Origin of the sequence: Rathayibacter sp. SW19, assembly GCF_030866825.1 — a bacterium.
Classification (GTDB): Bacteria; Actinomycetota; Actinomycetes; order Actinomycetales; family Microbacteriaceae; genus Rathayibacter_A; species Rathayibacter_A soli.
Genome location: NZ_CP133020.1, coordinates 2,837,258 through 2,852,207 on the forward strand (window position 1 = coordinate 2,837,258; position 14,950 = coordinate 2,852,207).

Genomic DNA, 14,950 nt, shown 5'->3' on the forward strand with positions numbered 1-14,950 from the left:
AAGTGCGTCACCCGCTCCACCCCACTCAAAACACCACCATCCAACCGAAGGAGATCCACCATGTTCCGGGATTCACATAAGCGCGCACGTCGCTTCACACGCGTGGCTGCTATCGCGGCGGTGACTGCCGCCGCAATCATCTTGTCCGCCTGCTCCGGCAGCGGCGGGGCAAGCTCGGCCAATAAGGTTCTGACCCTTGCGACGACGGCGCCCCCGGTCAGCCTTGACCCGGCGAAGAACACCATCTATCCCCCCTTGGCCTGGTACGACCAGCTCTCGTACGACCCGCTCATCCGCATCGACGGCAATGGAAATTTCGTGCCAGGGTTGGCAACCTCGTGGAAATACACGTCGAAAGATCACACAACCTTCCAGGTGACGCTGCGAAAGGGCGTGAAGTTCTCCGACGGAGATGATCTCAACGCAGAAGCTGTCGTCAAGTCGATCTCCTACGTAAAGAAGAACGGGTCAGAGGGGCCCTCGTGGATCAGTGGCGTTACGTCGATCACAGCGAATGGAAGCGACAAGGTCGACTTCACGCTCAGTAGCCCGAGCGATCAGATGCCGTTCCTGCTCAGCCAGCGGGTGATGCTCGCGACGATCATCAGTCCAAAAGGGGTTTCAAACCCGGACTCGCTCAAGAACTCCACCCATGGCGCCGGCCCTTACGTGCTTGACCCGAAGCAGACCATTGCGAATAGCTCGTACACCTACGTGCCGAACCCCGACTACTGGGACAAAGCAGCCATCCAATGGAACAAGGTGATCATCAAGGTCGTGTCCAGCACGGCCGCCGCACTGCAGGCAACGCAGAGTGGCGAGGTCGATGCATTCTTCGGCGACGCCTCCACCGCGAAGGCGGCCGCAGGAATGAGCTCGCTCAGCGTCAACACGAAGCTGACCGGAGTCAACGGTGTCAACTACTTCGATACGAACGGACAATTGGCTCCAGCGCTCGGCAACGTGAACGTACGTCAGGCGTTGAGCTATGCGATCAACCGCCCCGCGATCGCGAAGGGCGTCTACGGCAACCTTGCTGAAGGAAATGCCACGATGACGGTTGCCGGTCTCGCCGGCTATTCCCAGGACGCCGCCGAAGCGTTCGCATACGATCCGGCCAAGGCTAAGCAGCTGCTCGCTCAGGCCGGATATCCGAGCGGGTTCTCGTTCGACGTCGCTACGTCTGCCGATGGGAACGACGGACTCATCGCACAGGCCGTCGTCGCAGACTGGGCGAAGATCGGCGTTTCGGCGAAGCTCACAACGTACAAGGACGACGGCCAGTTGCTCACCGATCTGCTCGCGAAGAAATACCCGGTCGCGTTCTACGACTATGGGACGCTTCCCATGTACGTGCAGGCGAAGAGCTTCTTCAGCGGCGGCGCCACGAAGTACAACGTGTTCAACGTCACCGACAGCCAGATCGATCAGGGACTCGCGGCCGCGGCGGCTGCGGCGACCCTGGCTGAGCAATCGACCGGATACCAGAAGGTGCTGCAGCGCGCGCAACAGCAGCTGGTCTGGTCGACCAATATCCTCAGCGCTCCGTCGATCGTGATCTACAACAAGAAGCTCGTGACGGGAATGGATATGTCCGTGATTTCACCCACGCCGAATATCGCGTGGATGGTCAAGCCAGTCAAATAGCGCGGGACGGTCGGTGGTCGACTCACGTGGCCACCGACCGCTCTTGCAGGCACAGATATCAACGTAGGATGTGCGTTTCTAGAAGAACGGTGTACGACATGGACAAGCTCAAATTCGGCATTCTCGGACTCGGGAAGATCGCGCACCGATTCGCGCGAGAACTCTCCCTCACCGAGGGCGTGACCCTGCATGCCGTCGCAAGTCGAGACGCCGACAAGGCGCGAGATTTCGGACGCGCCTACGGTGCGCTCAAGTGCTACGACTCATATGAAGGGCTCCTGAACGACCCAGAAGTCGACGCCGTATACATCGCAACTGTGCACACTACTCACACGCAATTGTCGATACGCGCAGCTGAGGCGGGGAAGCACATCCTGTGCGAGAAGCCAATGGGAGTCAACCAGGCGGCGGCGATGACGACCCTGGAGGCGGTGCGGCGCGCTGGAGTCGCCTTCATCGAAGGCTACATGTACCGGTTCCATCCCCAGATGTCTGCGCTGCTCGAGCTCGTCGCGCAAGGCGCAATCGGCACGCTTCAGCACATCGACGCCTCCTACTCGTTTCGCGCCTCACACAAGGAGGGCCGACTGTTCGATGTGAAGCTCGCCGGGGGTGCGATCCTCGATGTGGGCGGCTACCCCGTCTCCATGGTGCTGGGTCTTGTGAAGGCCTCGACCGGTAGCCTCTTTCTACCCCGCGTCGAAGCGGAGGGGATGCTCGGGGATAGCGGCGTGGACGAGTGGACGAGCGCGTCCCTGAGTTTTGCGTCAGGCATCACAGCACACATCTCGGCAGGCATCGGCTCCGCAGGACCCAACGACGTCCATGTCTACGGCTCGAAAGGCAGCATCCACGTCGAAAACCCCTGGGTGGTCGCTGCGGACGAGCGCCCGACCGTCACGGTTCGCCGATCCGGAGAGGACGAACAGCGAATCCGCTGCGACGCCGCATCGGCGTATGCCCGCGAGGCAGACGCGCTCGGCGCGGCGATCGGGACCAAGGAGGCGCCGCAGATGCCGTGGGCCGAGTCCCTCGTCATCGCGAACGTCCTCGATCAATGGCGCAATGCGATCGGCCTTCGCTATCCGTTCGAACACGATGACGCCAATATCCCAACGGCAACGGGTCGGCCACTCAGCCGTCGGGAGTCGGCCATGAAGTACGGCACGCTGTCAGGAAGCAGCAAAGACATTTCCTGTCTGGTCATGGGCTGCGACAACCAATCCACACTTGCTCACGCCACGGCCATGTTCGACGACTACTTCGAACGCGGCGGCAACGCGTTCGATACTGCTCACGAATACAATGACGGGCTCCAAGAGAAGCTTCTCGGACAGTGGATCCGCAACCGGGGTGTCCGCGACGACGTCTTCCTCATCGGCAAGGGCGCGCACACCCCATACTGCGACCCCGGCAACCTGTCCTCTCAGCTGCTTACGAGTCTGGACCGTATGCAGACGGACTACGTCGATCTCTACTTCATGCATCGAGACAACGAGTCCATTCCGGTGGGCGAGTTCATCGATGTTCTCGACGAGCACTACCGCGCGGGCCGCATCCGGGCATTCGGAGGATCCAACTGGAGCGTCGAGCGCTTCACTGCGGCGAACGAGTATGCCGCCGAGCACGGCAAGCAGGGCTTCACCGCACTGAGCAATCATTTCGGACTGGCAGAAGCGTATGCGCTGCCGTGGGCCGGGTGCCGCCATGTCACTGATCAGGCATCGAAGAGATGGCTCGCTGAGACCGGCACTCCACTGTTCCCCTGGTCGTCTCAAGCACGCGGGTTCTTCGCTCGAGCAGACCCCTCGGACACGTCCGACGCCGAACTCGTGCGTTGCTACTACAGCGACAGCAACTTCGAGCGGTTGCGCCGAACCCGACAGTTGGCCAGCGAGTTCGGCGTCAGCGCGATGGCAGTGGCTCTGGCGTACGTGCTCCAGCAGCCATTCCCGACCTTTCCCCTGATCGGCCCGCGCACAATTGAAGAGACCAGAACGTCGCTGGATGCGCTGAAGATCGATCTCACTCCCGAGCACGTCCGCTGGCTCGACCTCCGAGACTAGCCAGCAGAAATCGATCCCAGAGAGGGTGCACAAGCCATGACCTCGATAGCCGCAAACTTGGAGTGGATGTTCACTGAAGTCGGTGACGACACTGCCGATCGAATCCGCGCAGCCGCAGCACACGGCCTGACCGCCGTTGAGATATGGGGATGGCGCGACAAAAATCTCGAGTCGATTGAATCGGCGCTCCAGGAGACCGGCGTGCGCTTGCTCTCCCTCATCGTCGAGCCGAAACTCGACATTACCGATCCGGCGACGCGCGAACGATACAGTGACGGGGTGCGAGAGTCACTGACCGTCGCTCGCCGCCTCGATGCCCGTTTTCTGGTCACTGTCGCCGGCGAAGAGATCTTCGGTGCCAGCCGGGAAGCGCAGCACGCAGCCGTTGTGTCTGCGCTCACGACCGCCGCGTCGATCCTCGACGGTAGCAACGTGACGCTGCTGCTGGAGAATCTCAACACCAAGGTCGATCATGTCGGCACCTTCCTTCACTCGACCAGGGAAGGCCTCGACATCGTTCGAGAGGTTGACTCATCACACCTGAAATTCCTCCTAGACGCCTACCATGCCCTGGTCATGGAGGAAGATCTTGAAACCGTCATCGGCGATGACATCGACCTGGTCGCCCATGTACAGGTGGCCGACGCTCCCGGCCGACATGAACCCGGTACCGGTGGGCTCGACTGGGCACACGAGCTCGGTACCCTTCGACGGCTTGGCTACAGGGGCTACTTCGGAATGGAGTACACACCGACCGTCGACACGATCGCCTCTCTCGAGCCGATCGAAAGAATTGTAGCCGAGGTCGATCGGCATGCTGGCTGAGTCGCTGGAATCCGCACGGTCTTCAGGCTGTCGGGCGAATTCCGAAGCACGCAAGATCGTCTCACCCACGCCGAACATCGTGTCGGTAGTCAGGCCGGTCACATCAGGTCAGTGATCGAAATGCCACCACGCGCATCGGTTTACGGCCGTGTGGCCCACTGCTCGCGGGCGCCGGCCAGCAGCGTCAGCATGACGCCGACCGCGTGCGGGTCTGCGACCCGGTATTGCGCGGCTGTGTCGCCGTCACCGACTTTGACGCCGAGATCTCTCTCGCGCATCACCACGAACGCGTCTTCATCGGTCACGTCGTCGCCGGCGTACAGCACAGCGGATGCGTTCGTGTAGGTGCGCAGGCGCTCGACCCCTTCGCCCTTGGTCGCGTCTCGCACCGTGAATTCCAGGATGTCTTTGCCCTCTCGCACGACGAAGCCACCGATCGCATCCGCCGCGGCGCGGGCGGCCTCATGCAACGCGGGCACGGCGGCCGGGTCGACCAACCGGGTGTGCACGCCGAGCCCAACCGGCTTGTGCTCGAGCATAGAATCGGGCGTCGCCTCGATCAGTGCGGTCAGCGCAGAATCCAACGCGGTCAGGCGACGGCGTTCTTCATCGGCCAGACCCAGCTCCTGAACCCGATTGCCCAGCCGCACCTCGTCGCCGTGCGAGCCGATCAGGAGAACGTCATCGTCTGCCATCGCGATGCGTACCAGGCTCTCCAGAGGGCGACCGGAAACGTAGGCGACCCAGGTGTTCGGCAGCTTCTTCAAGGTGTCGAGTGCCTCGGCAGCCTCGGGCAGTACACGTGCCTCTGAGGCGCTGTCGACGAGCGGGCTCAGGGTGCCGTCGAAGTCGAGCGCGATCAACAAGCGCTCCGTGCGCGCCAACTCCGCCAATGCCACGGCGAAGGCGCGAGCCTGCTGCGAAGCTTGTGCCGGTTCCTGCTGTGCCATTTAGTATTCCCCCGACATTCAGTTTTCCCCCGACATTCAGCGTTCCCTCGATTGGTGTCCGGCCGGTTCGGAGACCGGAAAGTCGTCATGGTCGCTGCGCGTCAGTGCCTCGAGGAATGCCGAAGACCAGCGGCGCACGTCGTAGGTGAGAACGCGCTTGCGCAGCGCACGCATCCGCCTGGTTCGATCGCGGGTCGGCATGCCAATGGCCCGGAGCATCGCGTCTTTCACACCCTCGATGTCGTGCGGATTGATCAGCAGTGCCTGCCTCAGTTCGTCGGATGCACCGGTGAACTCGCTGAGGATGAGCACACCGTCTTCGTCAACGCGCGATGCGGCGTATTCCTTCGCCACCAGGTTCATGCCGTCGCGCAATGCGGTGACCAGCATGATGTCGGCCGCAAGGTACAGCGCCACCATCTCCTCACGCGGATAGCCCTGATGAAAGTAGTTGATCGCCGTGTGGCTGATCGTGCTGTAGTCGCCGTTGATCCTGCCGACAGTCAACTCGATCTCGTCGCGCAGCAGTTTGTAGGTGGCGACCCGCTCGCGGCTCGGGCTGGCAACCTGCACCAGTGTAACGTCTTCGACCGAAATCGAGCCGTCTCGCAGGAGTTCGCCGAAGGCTTTCAGCCGGTGGCCGATTCCCTTCGTATAGTCCAATCGGTCGACGCCGAGCATGATGGTCTTCGGGTTGCCGAGCTCCTCGCGGATCTGGCGCGCACGCGCCTGAATTTCCGGTCGTCGGGCCAGGTCTTGATAGGCGCGTGCATCGATCGAGATCGGAAATTGGCGCACCAACACCGTGCGCACCAGCTGCCCGCGCCGGTTGCGCGTGACATGGCGATGCGAACCGGCGTCCGGATCATCCGTCGCGATCGGCACCTCGATCACAGAGCCGCGCGTGTCGAACCCCTTCAGCCGGCGGGCAGCCCTGGCGAAATTGGCGGCATCGGCAAGCCGCTGAAAACCGATCACGTCAGCACCGAGCAGTCCTTCGACGATCTGCCTGCGCCACGGCAATTGCGAGTAGATGCCGTATGCCGGAAACGGAATGTGATTGAAGAAACCGATCACGACATCGGGGCGTTCGTCGCGAATCATTTTTGGCACGAGTTGCAGCTGGTAGTCGTGAACCCAGATCACGGCACCGTGCGCTGCGGCAGCGATGGCGGCCTCGGCGAAGCGCGTGTTGACGGCGACGTAGGAGTCCCACCACTCGCGGTGAAAGCTTGGCGGGGCGATCACATCGTGGTAAAGCGGCCACAGCGTGTCGTTCGAGAAGCCCTCGTAGTAGTACCGCACATCTTGCTCGCTGAGCGTGATCGGCACGATATCGATGCCGTCGGAGACGAACGGTTCGAAGTGCGCGTCTGCGATTCCGACCCAGCCGATCCAGACCCCGTCTTGGGTCTTCATCACCGGTTCGAGTGCCGCCACCAGACCCCCTGGCGACGGCCGCCAGACAGCGTCGTCGCCCTCACCGGAAACGTGGTCGACCGGCAGTCGGTTCGAGACGATCACGAGGTCGAAAGTCGTGGCATCCGCTGCGGTTGCCGCGTCGTTGTGCGCTGTAATGGCGTGCCTCCCACCGAGCCAGAGCATCCGCTCTCACTCGCAGCCAGGCTATCAGCCGGTCCGTCAGAGCACGCTGCGGGCCAGGGAAAATCCGAACGCCCGTGCGCCACGCTTGCGAGCAACGACCCAGAGCGAGGCAACCACGCTGATGGCCGCGAACAGCAGCAGCGCCACAGCAGGTCCTGCCACAGCCGCGCCCCCGCTGCCCGAGACGATGCCCTGCATGCCGGCGACGGCGTAGGTCAGCGGAAGGAGCGGACTCAACATCTGGAACGGCGCAGAAACCACTTGCAACGGCACCAACCCGGTGACTGCGGCCAGCTGCAATGCCAGCAGCACGAGCGACACGACGATTCCGACCCGACCGACCGCGACCGTCAGCAAATAGTGGATCGCGGTGAACACCAGAGCGATGAGCATCGAGAACGCGAGCGTGGCCGGAATCATCGTCCACGACACCCCCAGCGAGAGATGCAGCAGCCCGGTCAGCGCGATCGCTTGTGCGAGGGCGAGACCTCCCGCACGGCCAAGACCCTTCGCCACCAGGCGCCTGGTCGAGGCCGTCGAGGCCAAAGCGGTCGCCGTCAGCGGCCGGACAAGCAGCAGGATCGCGAGCGCGCCGATCCAGAGCCCGATGGGCACGAACAGCATGCCGATCACGGAGCCGACCGAGCTGATCGGGTTTGCTCTCGTCACGGAGAAGCCCACCGGGTCTGCGACCACCTTGGCGGTTGCCTTCGCATTCGTGTCTTTCAATGCGGATGCCTGTTCTGCACCGGTCTTCATCCCTGCGGCTAGTTGGTCGGCTCCGGCCTGTACCTGTGCAGCACCGTCGGCCGTTCCCGATACGCCGGTCGCCAGTTGGGAAATGCCGTCGGAGAGTCCGCTCGCGCCCGACCGTAGCTGCGCGGATCCGCCCGCCAGTTCCGCCGCCCCGCCTGCGAGCTGCGCGATACCGTCGTGCACGGAGCCCAACTGTGATGCCCCTGCCGCCAACTCGACTGCCTGCGCGGTCGCACCGCTCAATTGTGGAATGAGCGAGGCCATCATGGCTTTGCCCTGTGCCGCGAGCGCCGGGTCAGCGGACTGCAGCATGGCGTTGGCTGAGGCGAGTGCGGATGCGAGCTGTGCCGTACCGCTCGCGTAGGCGGCCGTTGAACTGCCCAGCTGGCCCAGCGACGCGGTCTTCTCGGACAGTTGCGCGACGCCTGAGCTCAGTCCGTCCACCCCCGACGTGTAGCCGTCGATTCCGCTCGACAGCGATGCTGCTCCGGATGCAGTGGATGCCATCCCGGCGGAGAGCTGATTCAGTCCGGTGGTCAGCCCCGTGACACCCGTCGCGAGTGAGGCCGCGCCGTTCGCAGACTTGGTCAGCCCGGCGCCCATGCTTGCCAGGTTGCCGTAGAGCCCGTCGAGATACTGTGTCGTGATCTGTTTGCCGAGGCTCGAGGTCATGGCCGAGCCGACGCTCTGCGCGACGGTGCCCGCCAGGTAGCTGTGCGCGTCATCCGTGCGGATGCTCAACTGTGCCTGCTTGGGGTCTGCCCCCGAAATGCTGAGGATCGATTTCGAGAAGTCCTTCGGGATCGTCACGACCGCGAAGGCATCGCCCGCAGCAAGCGCCGCGCTTGCGTCCTTCGAGTTGGAAACACTCCACTTGAGGCCTGATGACGACGACCCGGTCAGTCCCGTGACCAGTTGGCGACCGGCGAGCACCATCTGTTTCGAACCGTCCGCGGCCGTCGTGGTGACCATGGTGTCGTTGTTCACGACGATCGCCGGGATGGTGTCGACACGGCTCGTCGCGGAACCGAGGGAACCTGCGAACAGGCCTGCGATGGCCAGCGGAACGATAGTGACGCCGGCGATGAGGGCACCGAACATCCATCGGCGTTGTCCGGCAGTGCGGCTGAACAGCCGTTCGAGCCGGTTCTTCATAGCTGAACTGTTCACAAGAGCACGCCCTTTCTGGCGAGGCTGTCAAGATCGATGACCGTGAGCAGTCTGCTCACTCCGGAGGCCTCGGCATCCGCGTTGGAGTCGGCATCACCGGTGGCGGTCGATGCGGACTGGGAGCCGAAGACAATGGTGGTGCCGGCAGAGGTGAGTTTCTCGACAACGGCGATGAAAGTGGCGCGACGTCGCGGGTCGCCGAGCCTGTCGCCGAGATCGATGAAGACGATGCCGGGGCGCTCAGTCAGCGCTGCCGCCACGAGCACGCTGGCCCGCTGCACTGCACCCAGCGTGGCGAACGTCGTGTCGACGGTTAGCGGAACTCCGCGCACCTCGTGCGCATCGAGGGCGTCAGCGACGCGTGCCGCTGCACTGATGACCTGTCGCCGCGATGAGGTGAGGCGCCACCACGGGCTGCCGAGTTCACTGCGCTCGGCGAGCACTTCTCCCACGGTCAGGTCACCGCCCCGGGTGTCAACGGCGCCGACGTCGCAGAGAGCCACTTGACGCATTGCGCGCGAGCGCTCAGAGGGCAGCGCCGAACCCAATACCTGCAGTCGGCCCTCGCGGGCATCCAATCGGCCGGCAATGGTTGCGGCAACAACGCGTCGGTCCGCGGCATCGCCGCGCAGCCAGAGCACACCACCGCGAGGCACCGAGAAGTCGACGGGGCCGAGTTCGCTGCCCTCCACGCCGAGGCAGAGCGCATCCGCCGTGATGGCAGCGTCTTGAGCTCCGGCCCACAGGTGATCGGCGACGTGCCGGCGCAGACCCTCGCCTTCGATGTCGACATTCGGCAGGATGCGCGCAAGCCACTTCGGCAGCCACCAAGCGGCCTTGCCAGCGAGGGCCATCGCGGCGGGAACCAGCGTCATGCGCACGAGGAAGGCATCGAAGAAGATTCCGATCGCGAGCCCGAGAGCGATGCCCTTGATCACTCCTGAGCCCTCCGGAACGAAGGCGAAGAAGACGAAGAACATGATGAGCGCTGCTGCCGTGACAACGCGCGCGGCATTGCCGAAACCGGTGCGGATCGCTGCCTTGGGTTTGCCCGATTTCACAAACTCCTCACGCATGCCTGAGACCAGGAAGACTTCGTAGTCCATCGCGAGGCCGAAGAGGAGTGCCATCATGATGATCGGCAAAAAGCTCAGAATCGGACCCGGCGTGTCCACGTTGATGAGGTTCGCGAACCAGCCCCACTGGAACACGGCCACAACGACACCGATCGACGCCGTGATCGACAGCAAGAAACCGAGCGCGGCCTTGATCGGCACGAATATCGAACGGAACACCGTCATCAGCAGCAGGATCGACAGGCCGACCACCACAAGACCGAACGGGATCAAGGCGCCCGCCAGTCGGTTGGAGATGTCAACAGCGACCGCAGTTGATCCGGTGACCGCGATCGGCGTGCCGAGGTCCTTCGCAATGGAGGGCTCGAGGTCGCGGATCCGCTGCACGAGTTCCTTGGTCTTGTCCGAGTCGGGAGCGCTTGTCGGGATCACCTGGATGATCGCTGTGTCCACGGTCGGATTCGGAATGCCCTGACCGACGGATGCGACACCGGGCACCTGTGCCAAGCGCGCGCTGACAGCGCTCAGATCATTCATGACATCCGTGGTCTGAGTGATGTCGACGGTGACGATCAGCGGTCCGTTGGAACCGGGGCCGAAGCCCTCTGCGATCAGGTCGTACGCCTGACGTTGAGTCGAACCGACGGGCTCCGTGCCGCCGCTCGGCAAGTTGAGATCCAGGCTCAGTGCCGGTATCGCCACGGTGCCGAGGATGACCACGACCGCGATGACCCAGGCCAACGGTGCTTTCATGACCATATTGACCCAGCGCAAGCCCATCGTGCGCTTGGCTGTGATTTTCTCGGTCGGGTTGTTCTCGGTCGGGTCGTTCTCGGTCGGGCGGTTCTCGGTCGTCGTCAGGGCTTGCGCACGCTTGTATGCGCGCGAGCCCTCCTTGGGAATCAGCCGTTTTCCGGCAAGGCCCAGCATGGCCGGTACCAGTGTCGTGGCGACGCCGATCGCGACCAAGACGGCGAACGCGGCAGCCAACCCCATCACGCTCAGGAACGGGATTCCGACGACCAGCAACCCGAGCAGCGCGATGATGACGGTCGCCCCGGCGAAGACGACAGCGCTGCCCGCGGTCGCAACGGCAGTCGCGGCAGACTCCTCCGGATCCATTCCCTGCGCGAGTTGGGATCGGTGCCGCGACAGAATGAACAGCGCGTAGTCGATTCCGACCGCCAGCCCGAGCATCAGAGCGAGCATCGGTGATGCGCTGGAGACGGTGGTGAACGCTGAGACGGCGATCACTCCGCCCATTGTGATGCCGACTCCGAGCAGAGCGGTGATCAGTGGCATCCCTGCGGCCAGCAGCGAGCCGAAGGTGATGATCAGCACGACAGCGGCGAAGATGACGCCGAAGACCTCTGTGATCGTGATTCCGAACGTCGTGTCTTGAAAGACTTGGCCGCCGAATGCGACGGTGAGCCCGGCGTCCCGGGCAGTGGTTGCGCTCGCTTCGACTTCGGATTTCTGGGCAGTTGTCACCTCGGAGGACTGCTTGTCGAACTGCACGGTCGTGATTCCCATGCGACCGTCTTCAGAGAGCGCATTCGTCGAGTATTTCGAGAACGGCGTGAAAACGTTGGCGACACCGGAGACCTTGTCAAGCTGCGAGGCCATCGAGTTGATCGCGCCCGTGTACTTCGCCTCGGAGATCGTGTGCCCGGCCGGCGCCTGGTACACCACTTGCGCGCTGGCTCCCGCTGCGGCGGGGAAAACCGCGTCCAGATGATCGATTGCCTGCTGCGATTCCGTGCCGGGAATGGCGAAGGATTCCTGGGTTTGCCCGCCCAGGGCCAGCCCACCGCCAAGCACGGCGATGAGCAGAGCAATCCAGACGCCAATGACCATCCACGCCTTGCGATAGGCGAAGTGACCGATGCGGTAGAGAAGTGTTGCCATCGGTGACGTCCTATCCGTTGTGAGTGTGCGCCGACGCCGGGGCGAGCAGGCCGGTGACGATGGTGATCAGAGCGGCCCGCCCGTCGGGGCGCTGAATGTTGGCATCGCCGAAGTTCGCACCCGCGACCAGCGCATACGCAGCGCCACCGAGGGCGACCCCGAATCGCAATTGATCCTCGACGCTGTCGAAATCGGACGCACAGGTTTCGGCGAGCTTGCGCACGGTCGCGTTCGCGCGATCGATGACAGGGATACCGACGAGCGACTGCCCCTGATTGATGAATGTGTGCACTTCGAGGCGGTACGCGAACAGGAAGTCGATGAACTGCTCCACGAATTCTCCGAGTTTGGCCGGACTGCCGCCGAGGTCGGACACATCGGTCAGCACCAATTCAAGTCGGTCGATCGCCGGACTCAACGCAGCCTCGAGCAGTGCCTCCTTGGATGCGAAGTGATACAGAACGCTCGATTTCGAATACCCGGCGGCATCCGCAATCTGCTGCAGCGAAGTGCCGGCAAAGCCGACGCTGGCGAACTGTTCGATGGCGACGGCGAGGAGTTCTTCACTCGGGTTCGGCCTGGGCGGCGCGACGGTAGTGCTCGGTATTGATGGGGGCATGCCCACAACGCTACTTGACCGATCGGTCAGTTCCTGCACGATCGGTCAGATTCCCAGACGCTTGCCAGTACGCACTCAGCCGGCCTGTGCGGCACACTGGGTAGACGGGGCTGGTCTGTCGCGGGCTCGGTGTCGTCGCGAGAAGGGTTGGGCATGCGTAAGTACCTGCTGAACGGAGGCGTTCTCGGCGCCGTCTTCGGAGCTTGGTCCGTGATCCAGGCGACACGTCGCGGGCCCCGCAACCGGCTGCTGATTCTCATCTGGCTCAGTTGGGCGTTGTCGATGGCTGTCGCGATCGAGACGGTGCGCGAAAAATCACGCAAGGCAGACGTGCCGGGCGAACTCGAGGCGAAGTAGCGGCCTCGCGGCGTGTCCACCACGATCGGGCGATCAGGGGGCTCATGCTGTACAGGAGAGGCTGTCAGGCCCGGAAAGGGGATCGGCCATGTTCGGTCGAAGACGGCATGTCGCACCTGCGCTGGTGGCGTCGGCACCCCAACTCACGGAAGACGCCATCTTCGACATCGTGCACGCGCAGGTCGCAGCCGCGATCGGCGAGCATGGCGAATGGACACTCACGCGCAGAGCACCGACCGACTCCGACCAGTTGTTCTACGGTGTAGTCGCACACTCTGTGACGACACACGTCGTAGAGGCGCTGCGCATCGCTCGCGAGAATCTCGCAGCGAGCGAGCACGCTGTGACCGAGATCGCCGGAGATCACGTTGCCCGCCCAATGGCGGATGCGCCTGCTCCAGACCGCAGTGCGACAAGTGGCGACACGCTCGAAGAGCCGGCGGCCTTCGGTTGGCGGCCAGCGCCGATCACGGTGTGGACCGACCTCAAGCGGCCTGTCACAGGGCCGATCGCACACATTCACGAACACGAACTCGTCGCGTAGCTCCGCTGCGTTTTCAGGAGTTGCCGCAACTCAGTCGATCGCAGGCCATGCCGCCGGTCCACGCGATCCCGCGCGGTAGTCGTCGATCGGCACGGCGTTCGTCGACCACGCCTTCAGCACCGGGGCGACGATGCGCCAGCATTGTTCTGCGGCATCCCCTCGCACGGACAACGCCGGGTCACCGTCGAGCAACCCGTCGAGCACTTCGCCGTATGCGAGTAATTGGCCTGGTCCGAAGTCTGCCTGCAACAGTGCGGTACCCAGAACATACGGGTCGCCCGGGCCATTCACGTTCAACTCGAGCGACATGCCGTCAGGGCCGATCAGCATCCGGAGTTTGGTCGGACGTTCGACGCCGCGCAGCCCGTGCGGAAGGTGCTGAGCCTGCTTGAACGTGATCACAATCTCTCGACGATGTTCCGAAAGCGCTTTGCCGGATCTCAGGGTGAACGGCACGCCGGCCCAGCGCCAGGTGTCGATTTCGAACGTCACCTCTGCCAAGGTCTCCGTGTCGCGGGCCGCATCCACGCCTTGCTCGTCGACGTACGAGGGCAGCTTGTGCCCGAGTACCGTTCCGGCCGTGTAGCGACCGCGTCGGCTGGCGATCACCGGATCATCGCCCCACACCTTCGCAGCTCGCAGGATGATGCCTTTCGCGTCACGCATGTCCCTCGCTGAAAGGGTCGATGGCGGTTCCATCGCCACGATGGCCATCACCTGCAGCAGATGGCTTTGGATCATGTCGACCAGAGCCCCAGCCGAGTCGTAGTAGCGCGCGCGATCTTCGAGCCCGAGCTGTTCGTCATAGACGATGTCCACTCGTTCGATGTGCTCTGCACTCCAGACCGGCTCCAAGATCCGGTTCGCGAACCGCAGGCCGAGCATATTGAACACCATTGAGCGGCCGAGGAAGTGATCGATGCGATGAACCTGGTCCTCTGGCACCAGTGTCAAGACGAGCTTGTTCAACGCGGCCGCGCTGCGCAGATCCGTGCCGAACGGCTTCTCCAGCGCCAGCAGCGTGCCCTGCGGCAGTTGCACCTTCTGCAGTGCCTTGCACGCCAGCGCCGCGACGGCGGGCGGGAGCGCGAAATAGATCGCGGGCGTTCCATCGCATGCATCGATCAGCTTTTGCAGATCGTCCGCTTTTGTGACGTCGGCTGTGTGATAGGTCGTCGACTTCACGAGATCCTGAACGGCGGCGCCGGATGCCTTCACCGTTTTGAAAGATTCACGCACACGCGCGCGCCACACCGCGTCGCTCCACTCCTCGCTGCCGGCTCCGACCAGCGTGAGCCTCCTCTCCCCCTGGCTCGTCAGGAGTTGGCCGAGGGCTGGAAGTAGAAGTCGGGCCGACAGATCGCCACTTGCACCGAGAACGAGAAGAGTCTTCACAACCTGCGTCATGAACTTCACAGTAGCTGCAA

The 14,950-nt window shown here is 63.3% G+C and carries 11 protein-coding genes; 5 read left to right on the forward strand and 6 right to left on the reverse strand.

Annotated features, from left to right (window positions below):
• The first annotated feature begins 60 nt into the window (after positions 1-60).
• The 3 genes from QU604_RS13200 (at position 61) to QU604_RS13210 (ending at position 4,538) form a co-directional block, all read left to right on the forward strand.
• On the forward strand, positions 61-1,647 hold the full coding sequence (locus QU604_RS13200; RefSeq protein WP_308465091.1) for an ABC transporter substrate-binding protein: 1,587 nt from the start codon (positions 61-63) through the stop codon (positions 1,645-1,647).
• A gap of 98 nt (positions 1,648-1,745) precedes the next feature.
• Positions 1,746-3,713 (forward strand): aldo/keto reductase, encoded by a 1,968-nt coding sequence (locus tag QU604_RS13205; RefSeq protein WP_308465092.1) that lies wholly within the window; start codon positions 1,746-1,748, stop codon positions 3,711-3,713.
• A gap of 36 nt (positions 3,714-3,749) precedes the next feature.
• On the forward strand, positions 3,750-4,538 hold the full coding sequence (locus QU604_RS13210) for a hydroxypyruvate isomerase family protein (protein ID WP_308465093.1): 789 nt from the start codon (positions 3,750-3,752) through the stop codon (positions 4,536-4,538).
• Positions 4,539-4,678: 140 nt separating this feature from the next.
• Here the strand turns inward: QU604_RS13210 and otsB are convergent, their stop codons facing one another.
• Genes otsB through QU604_RS13235 form a run of 5 tightly spaced genes read right to left on the reverse strand, consistent with a single transcriptional unit; the run spans position 4,679 to position 12,622 of the window.
• Positions 4,679-5,488: a trehalose-phosphatase gene (gene otsB / locus QU604_RS13215; protein ID WP_308465094.1), complete on the reverse strand. Its 810-nt coding sequence runs from the start codon at positions 5,486-5,488 to the stop codon at positions 4,679-4,681.
• A 36-nt stretch (positions 5,489-5,524) separates the two neighbouring features.
• Entirely contained in the window at positions 5,525-7,093 is a 1,569-nt protein-coding gene (locus QU604_RS13220; RefSeq protein ID WP_308465095.1) for an alpha,alpha-trehalose-phosphate synthase (UDP-forming), read from the reverse strand.
• A 36-nt stretch (positions 7,094-7,129) separates the two neighbouring features.
• Positions 7,130-9,004 carry a YhgE/Pip family protein gene (locus QU604_RS13225; RefSeq protein WP_308465096.1) on the reverse strand — a complete coding sequence of 625 codons (1,875 nt, stop codon included), beginning with the start codon at positions 9,002-9,004 and terminating at the stop codon, positions 7,130-7,132.
• Positions 9,005-9,015: 11 nt separating this feature from the next.
• Entirely contained in the window at positions 9,016-12,003 is a 2,988-nt protein-coding gene (locus tag QU604_RS13230; RefSeq protein WP_308465097.1) for an MMPL family transporter, read from the reverse strand.
• Between the two features lie 10 nt (positions 12,004-12,013).
• Positions 12,014-12,622, reverse strand: a complete 609-nt coding sequence (locus tag QU604_RS13235; protein ID WP_308465098.1) for a TetR/AcrR family transcriptional regulator — start codon at positions 12,620-12,622, stop codon at positions 12,014-12,016.
• Between the two features lie 153 nt (positions 12,623-12,775).
• On the opposite strand from QU604_RS13235, the gene QU604_RS13240 reads away from it, so the two are divergent.
• Positions 12,776-12,979 (forward strand): hypothetical protein, encoded by a 204-nt coding sequence (locus QU604_RS13240; protein ID WP_308465099.1) that lies wholly within the window; start codon positions 12,776-12,778, stop codon positions 12,977-12,979.
• An 88-nt stretch (positions 12,980-13,067) separates the two neighbouring features.
• On the forward strand, positions 13,068-13,523 hold the full coding sequence (locus QU604_RS13245) for a hypothetical protein (RefSeq protein ID WP_308465100.1): 456 nt from the start codon (positions 13,068-13,070) through the stop codon (positions 13,521-13,523).
• Between the two features lie 30 nt (positions 13,524-13,553).
• Here the strand turns inward: QU604_RS13245 and QU604_RS13250 are convergent, their stop codons facing one another.
• The gene (locus QU604_RS13250; RefSeq protein WP_308465101.1) at positions 13,554-14,930 is read right to left on the reverse strand and encodes a glucose-6-phosphate dehydrogenase; all 1,377 of its coding nucleotides are present in this window, start codon (positions 14,928-14,930) and stop codon (positions 13,554-13,556) included.
• Between the last annotated feature and the right edge of the window lie 20 nt (positions 14,931-14,950).

Bases quoted from the DNA above. Each gene is read 5' to 3' on its own strand.
- QU604_RS13205 (WP_308465092.1), top strand. From the start codon at position 1,746: ATGGACAAGCTCAAATTCGGCATTCTCGGACTCGGGAAGATCGCGCAC.
- QU604_RS13220 (WP_308465095.1), bottom strand. From the start codon at position 7,093: ATGCTCTGGCTCGGTGGGAGGCACGCCATTACAGCGCACAACGACGCG.
- QU604_RS13235 (WP_308465098.1), bottom strand. From the start codon at position 12,622: ATGCCCCCATCAATACCGAGCACTACCGTCGCGCCGCCCAGGCCGAAC.
- QU604_RS13250 (WP_308465101.1), bottom strand. From the start codon at position 14,930: ATGACGCAGGTTGTGAAGACTCTTCTCGTTCTCGGTGCAAGTGGCGAT.
- QU604_RS13240 (WP_308465099.1), top strand. From the start codon at position 12,776: ATGCGTAAGTACCTGCTGAACGGAGGCGTTCTCGGCGCCGTCTTCGGA.
- QU604_RS13200 (WP_308465091.1), top strand. From the start codon at position 61: ATGTTCCGGGATTCACATAAGCGCGCACGTCGCTTCACACGCGTGGCT.
- QU604_RS13230 (WP_308465097.1), bottom strand. From the start codon at position 12,003: ATGGCAACACTTCTCTACCGCATCGGTCACTTCGCCTATCGCAAGGCG.
- QU604_RS13225 (WP_308465096.1), bottom strand. From the start codon at position 9,004: ATGAAGAACCGGCTCGAACGGCTGTTCAGCCGCACTGCCGGACAACGC.
- QU604_RS13210 (WP_308465093.1), top strand. From the start codon at position 3,750: ATGACCTCGATAGCCGCAAACTTGGAGTGGATGTTCACTGAAGTCGGT.
- otsB (WP_308465094.1), bottom strand. From the start codon at position 5,488: ATGGCACAGCAGGAACCGGCACAAGCTTCGCAGCAGGCTCGCGCCTTC.
- QU604_RS13245 (WP_308465100.1), top strand. From the start codon at position 13,068: ATGTTCGGTCGAAGACGGCATGTCGCACCTGCGCTGGTGGCGTCGGCA.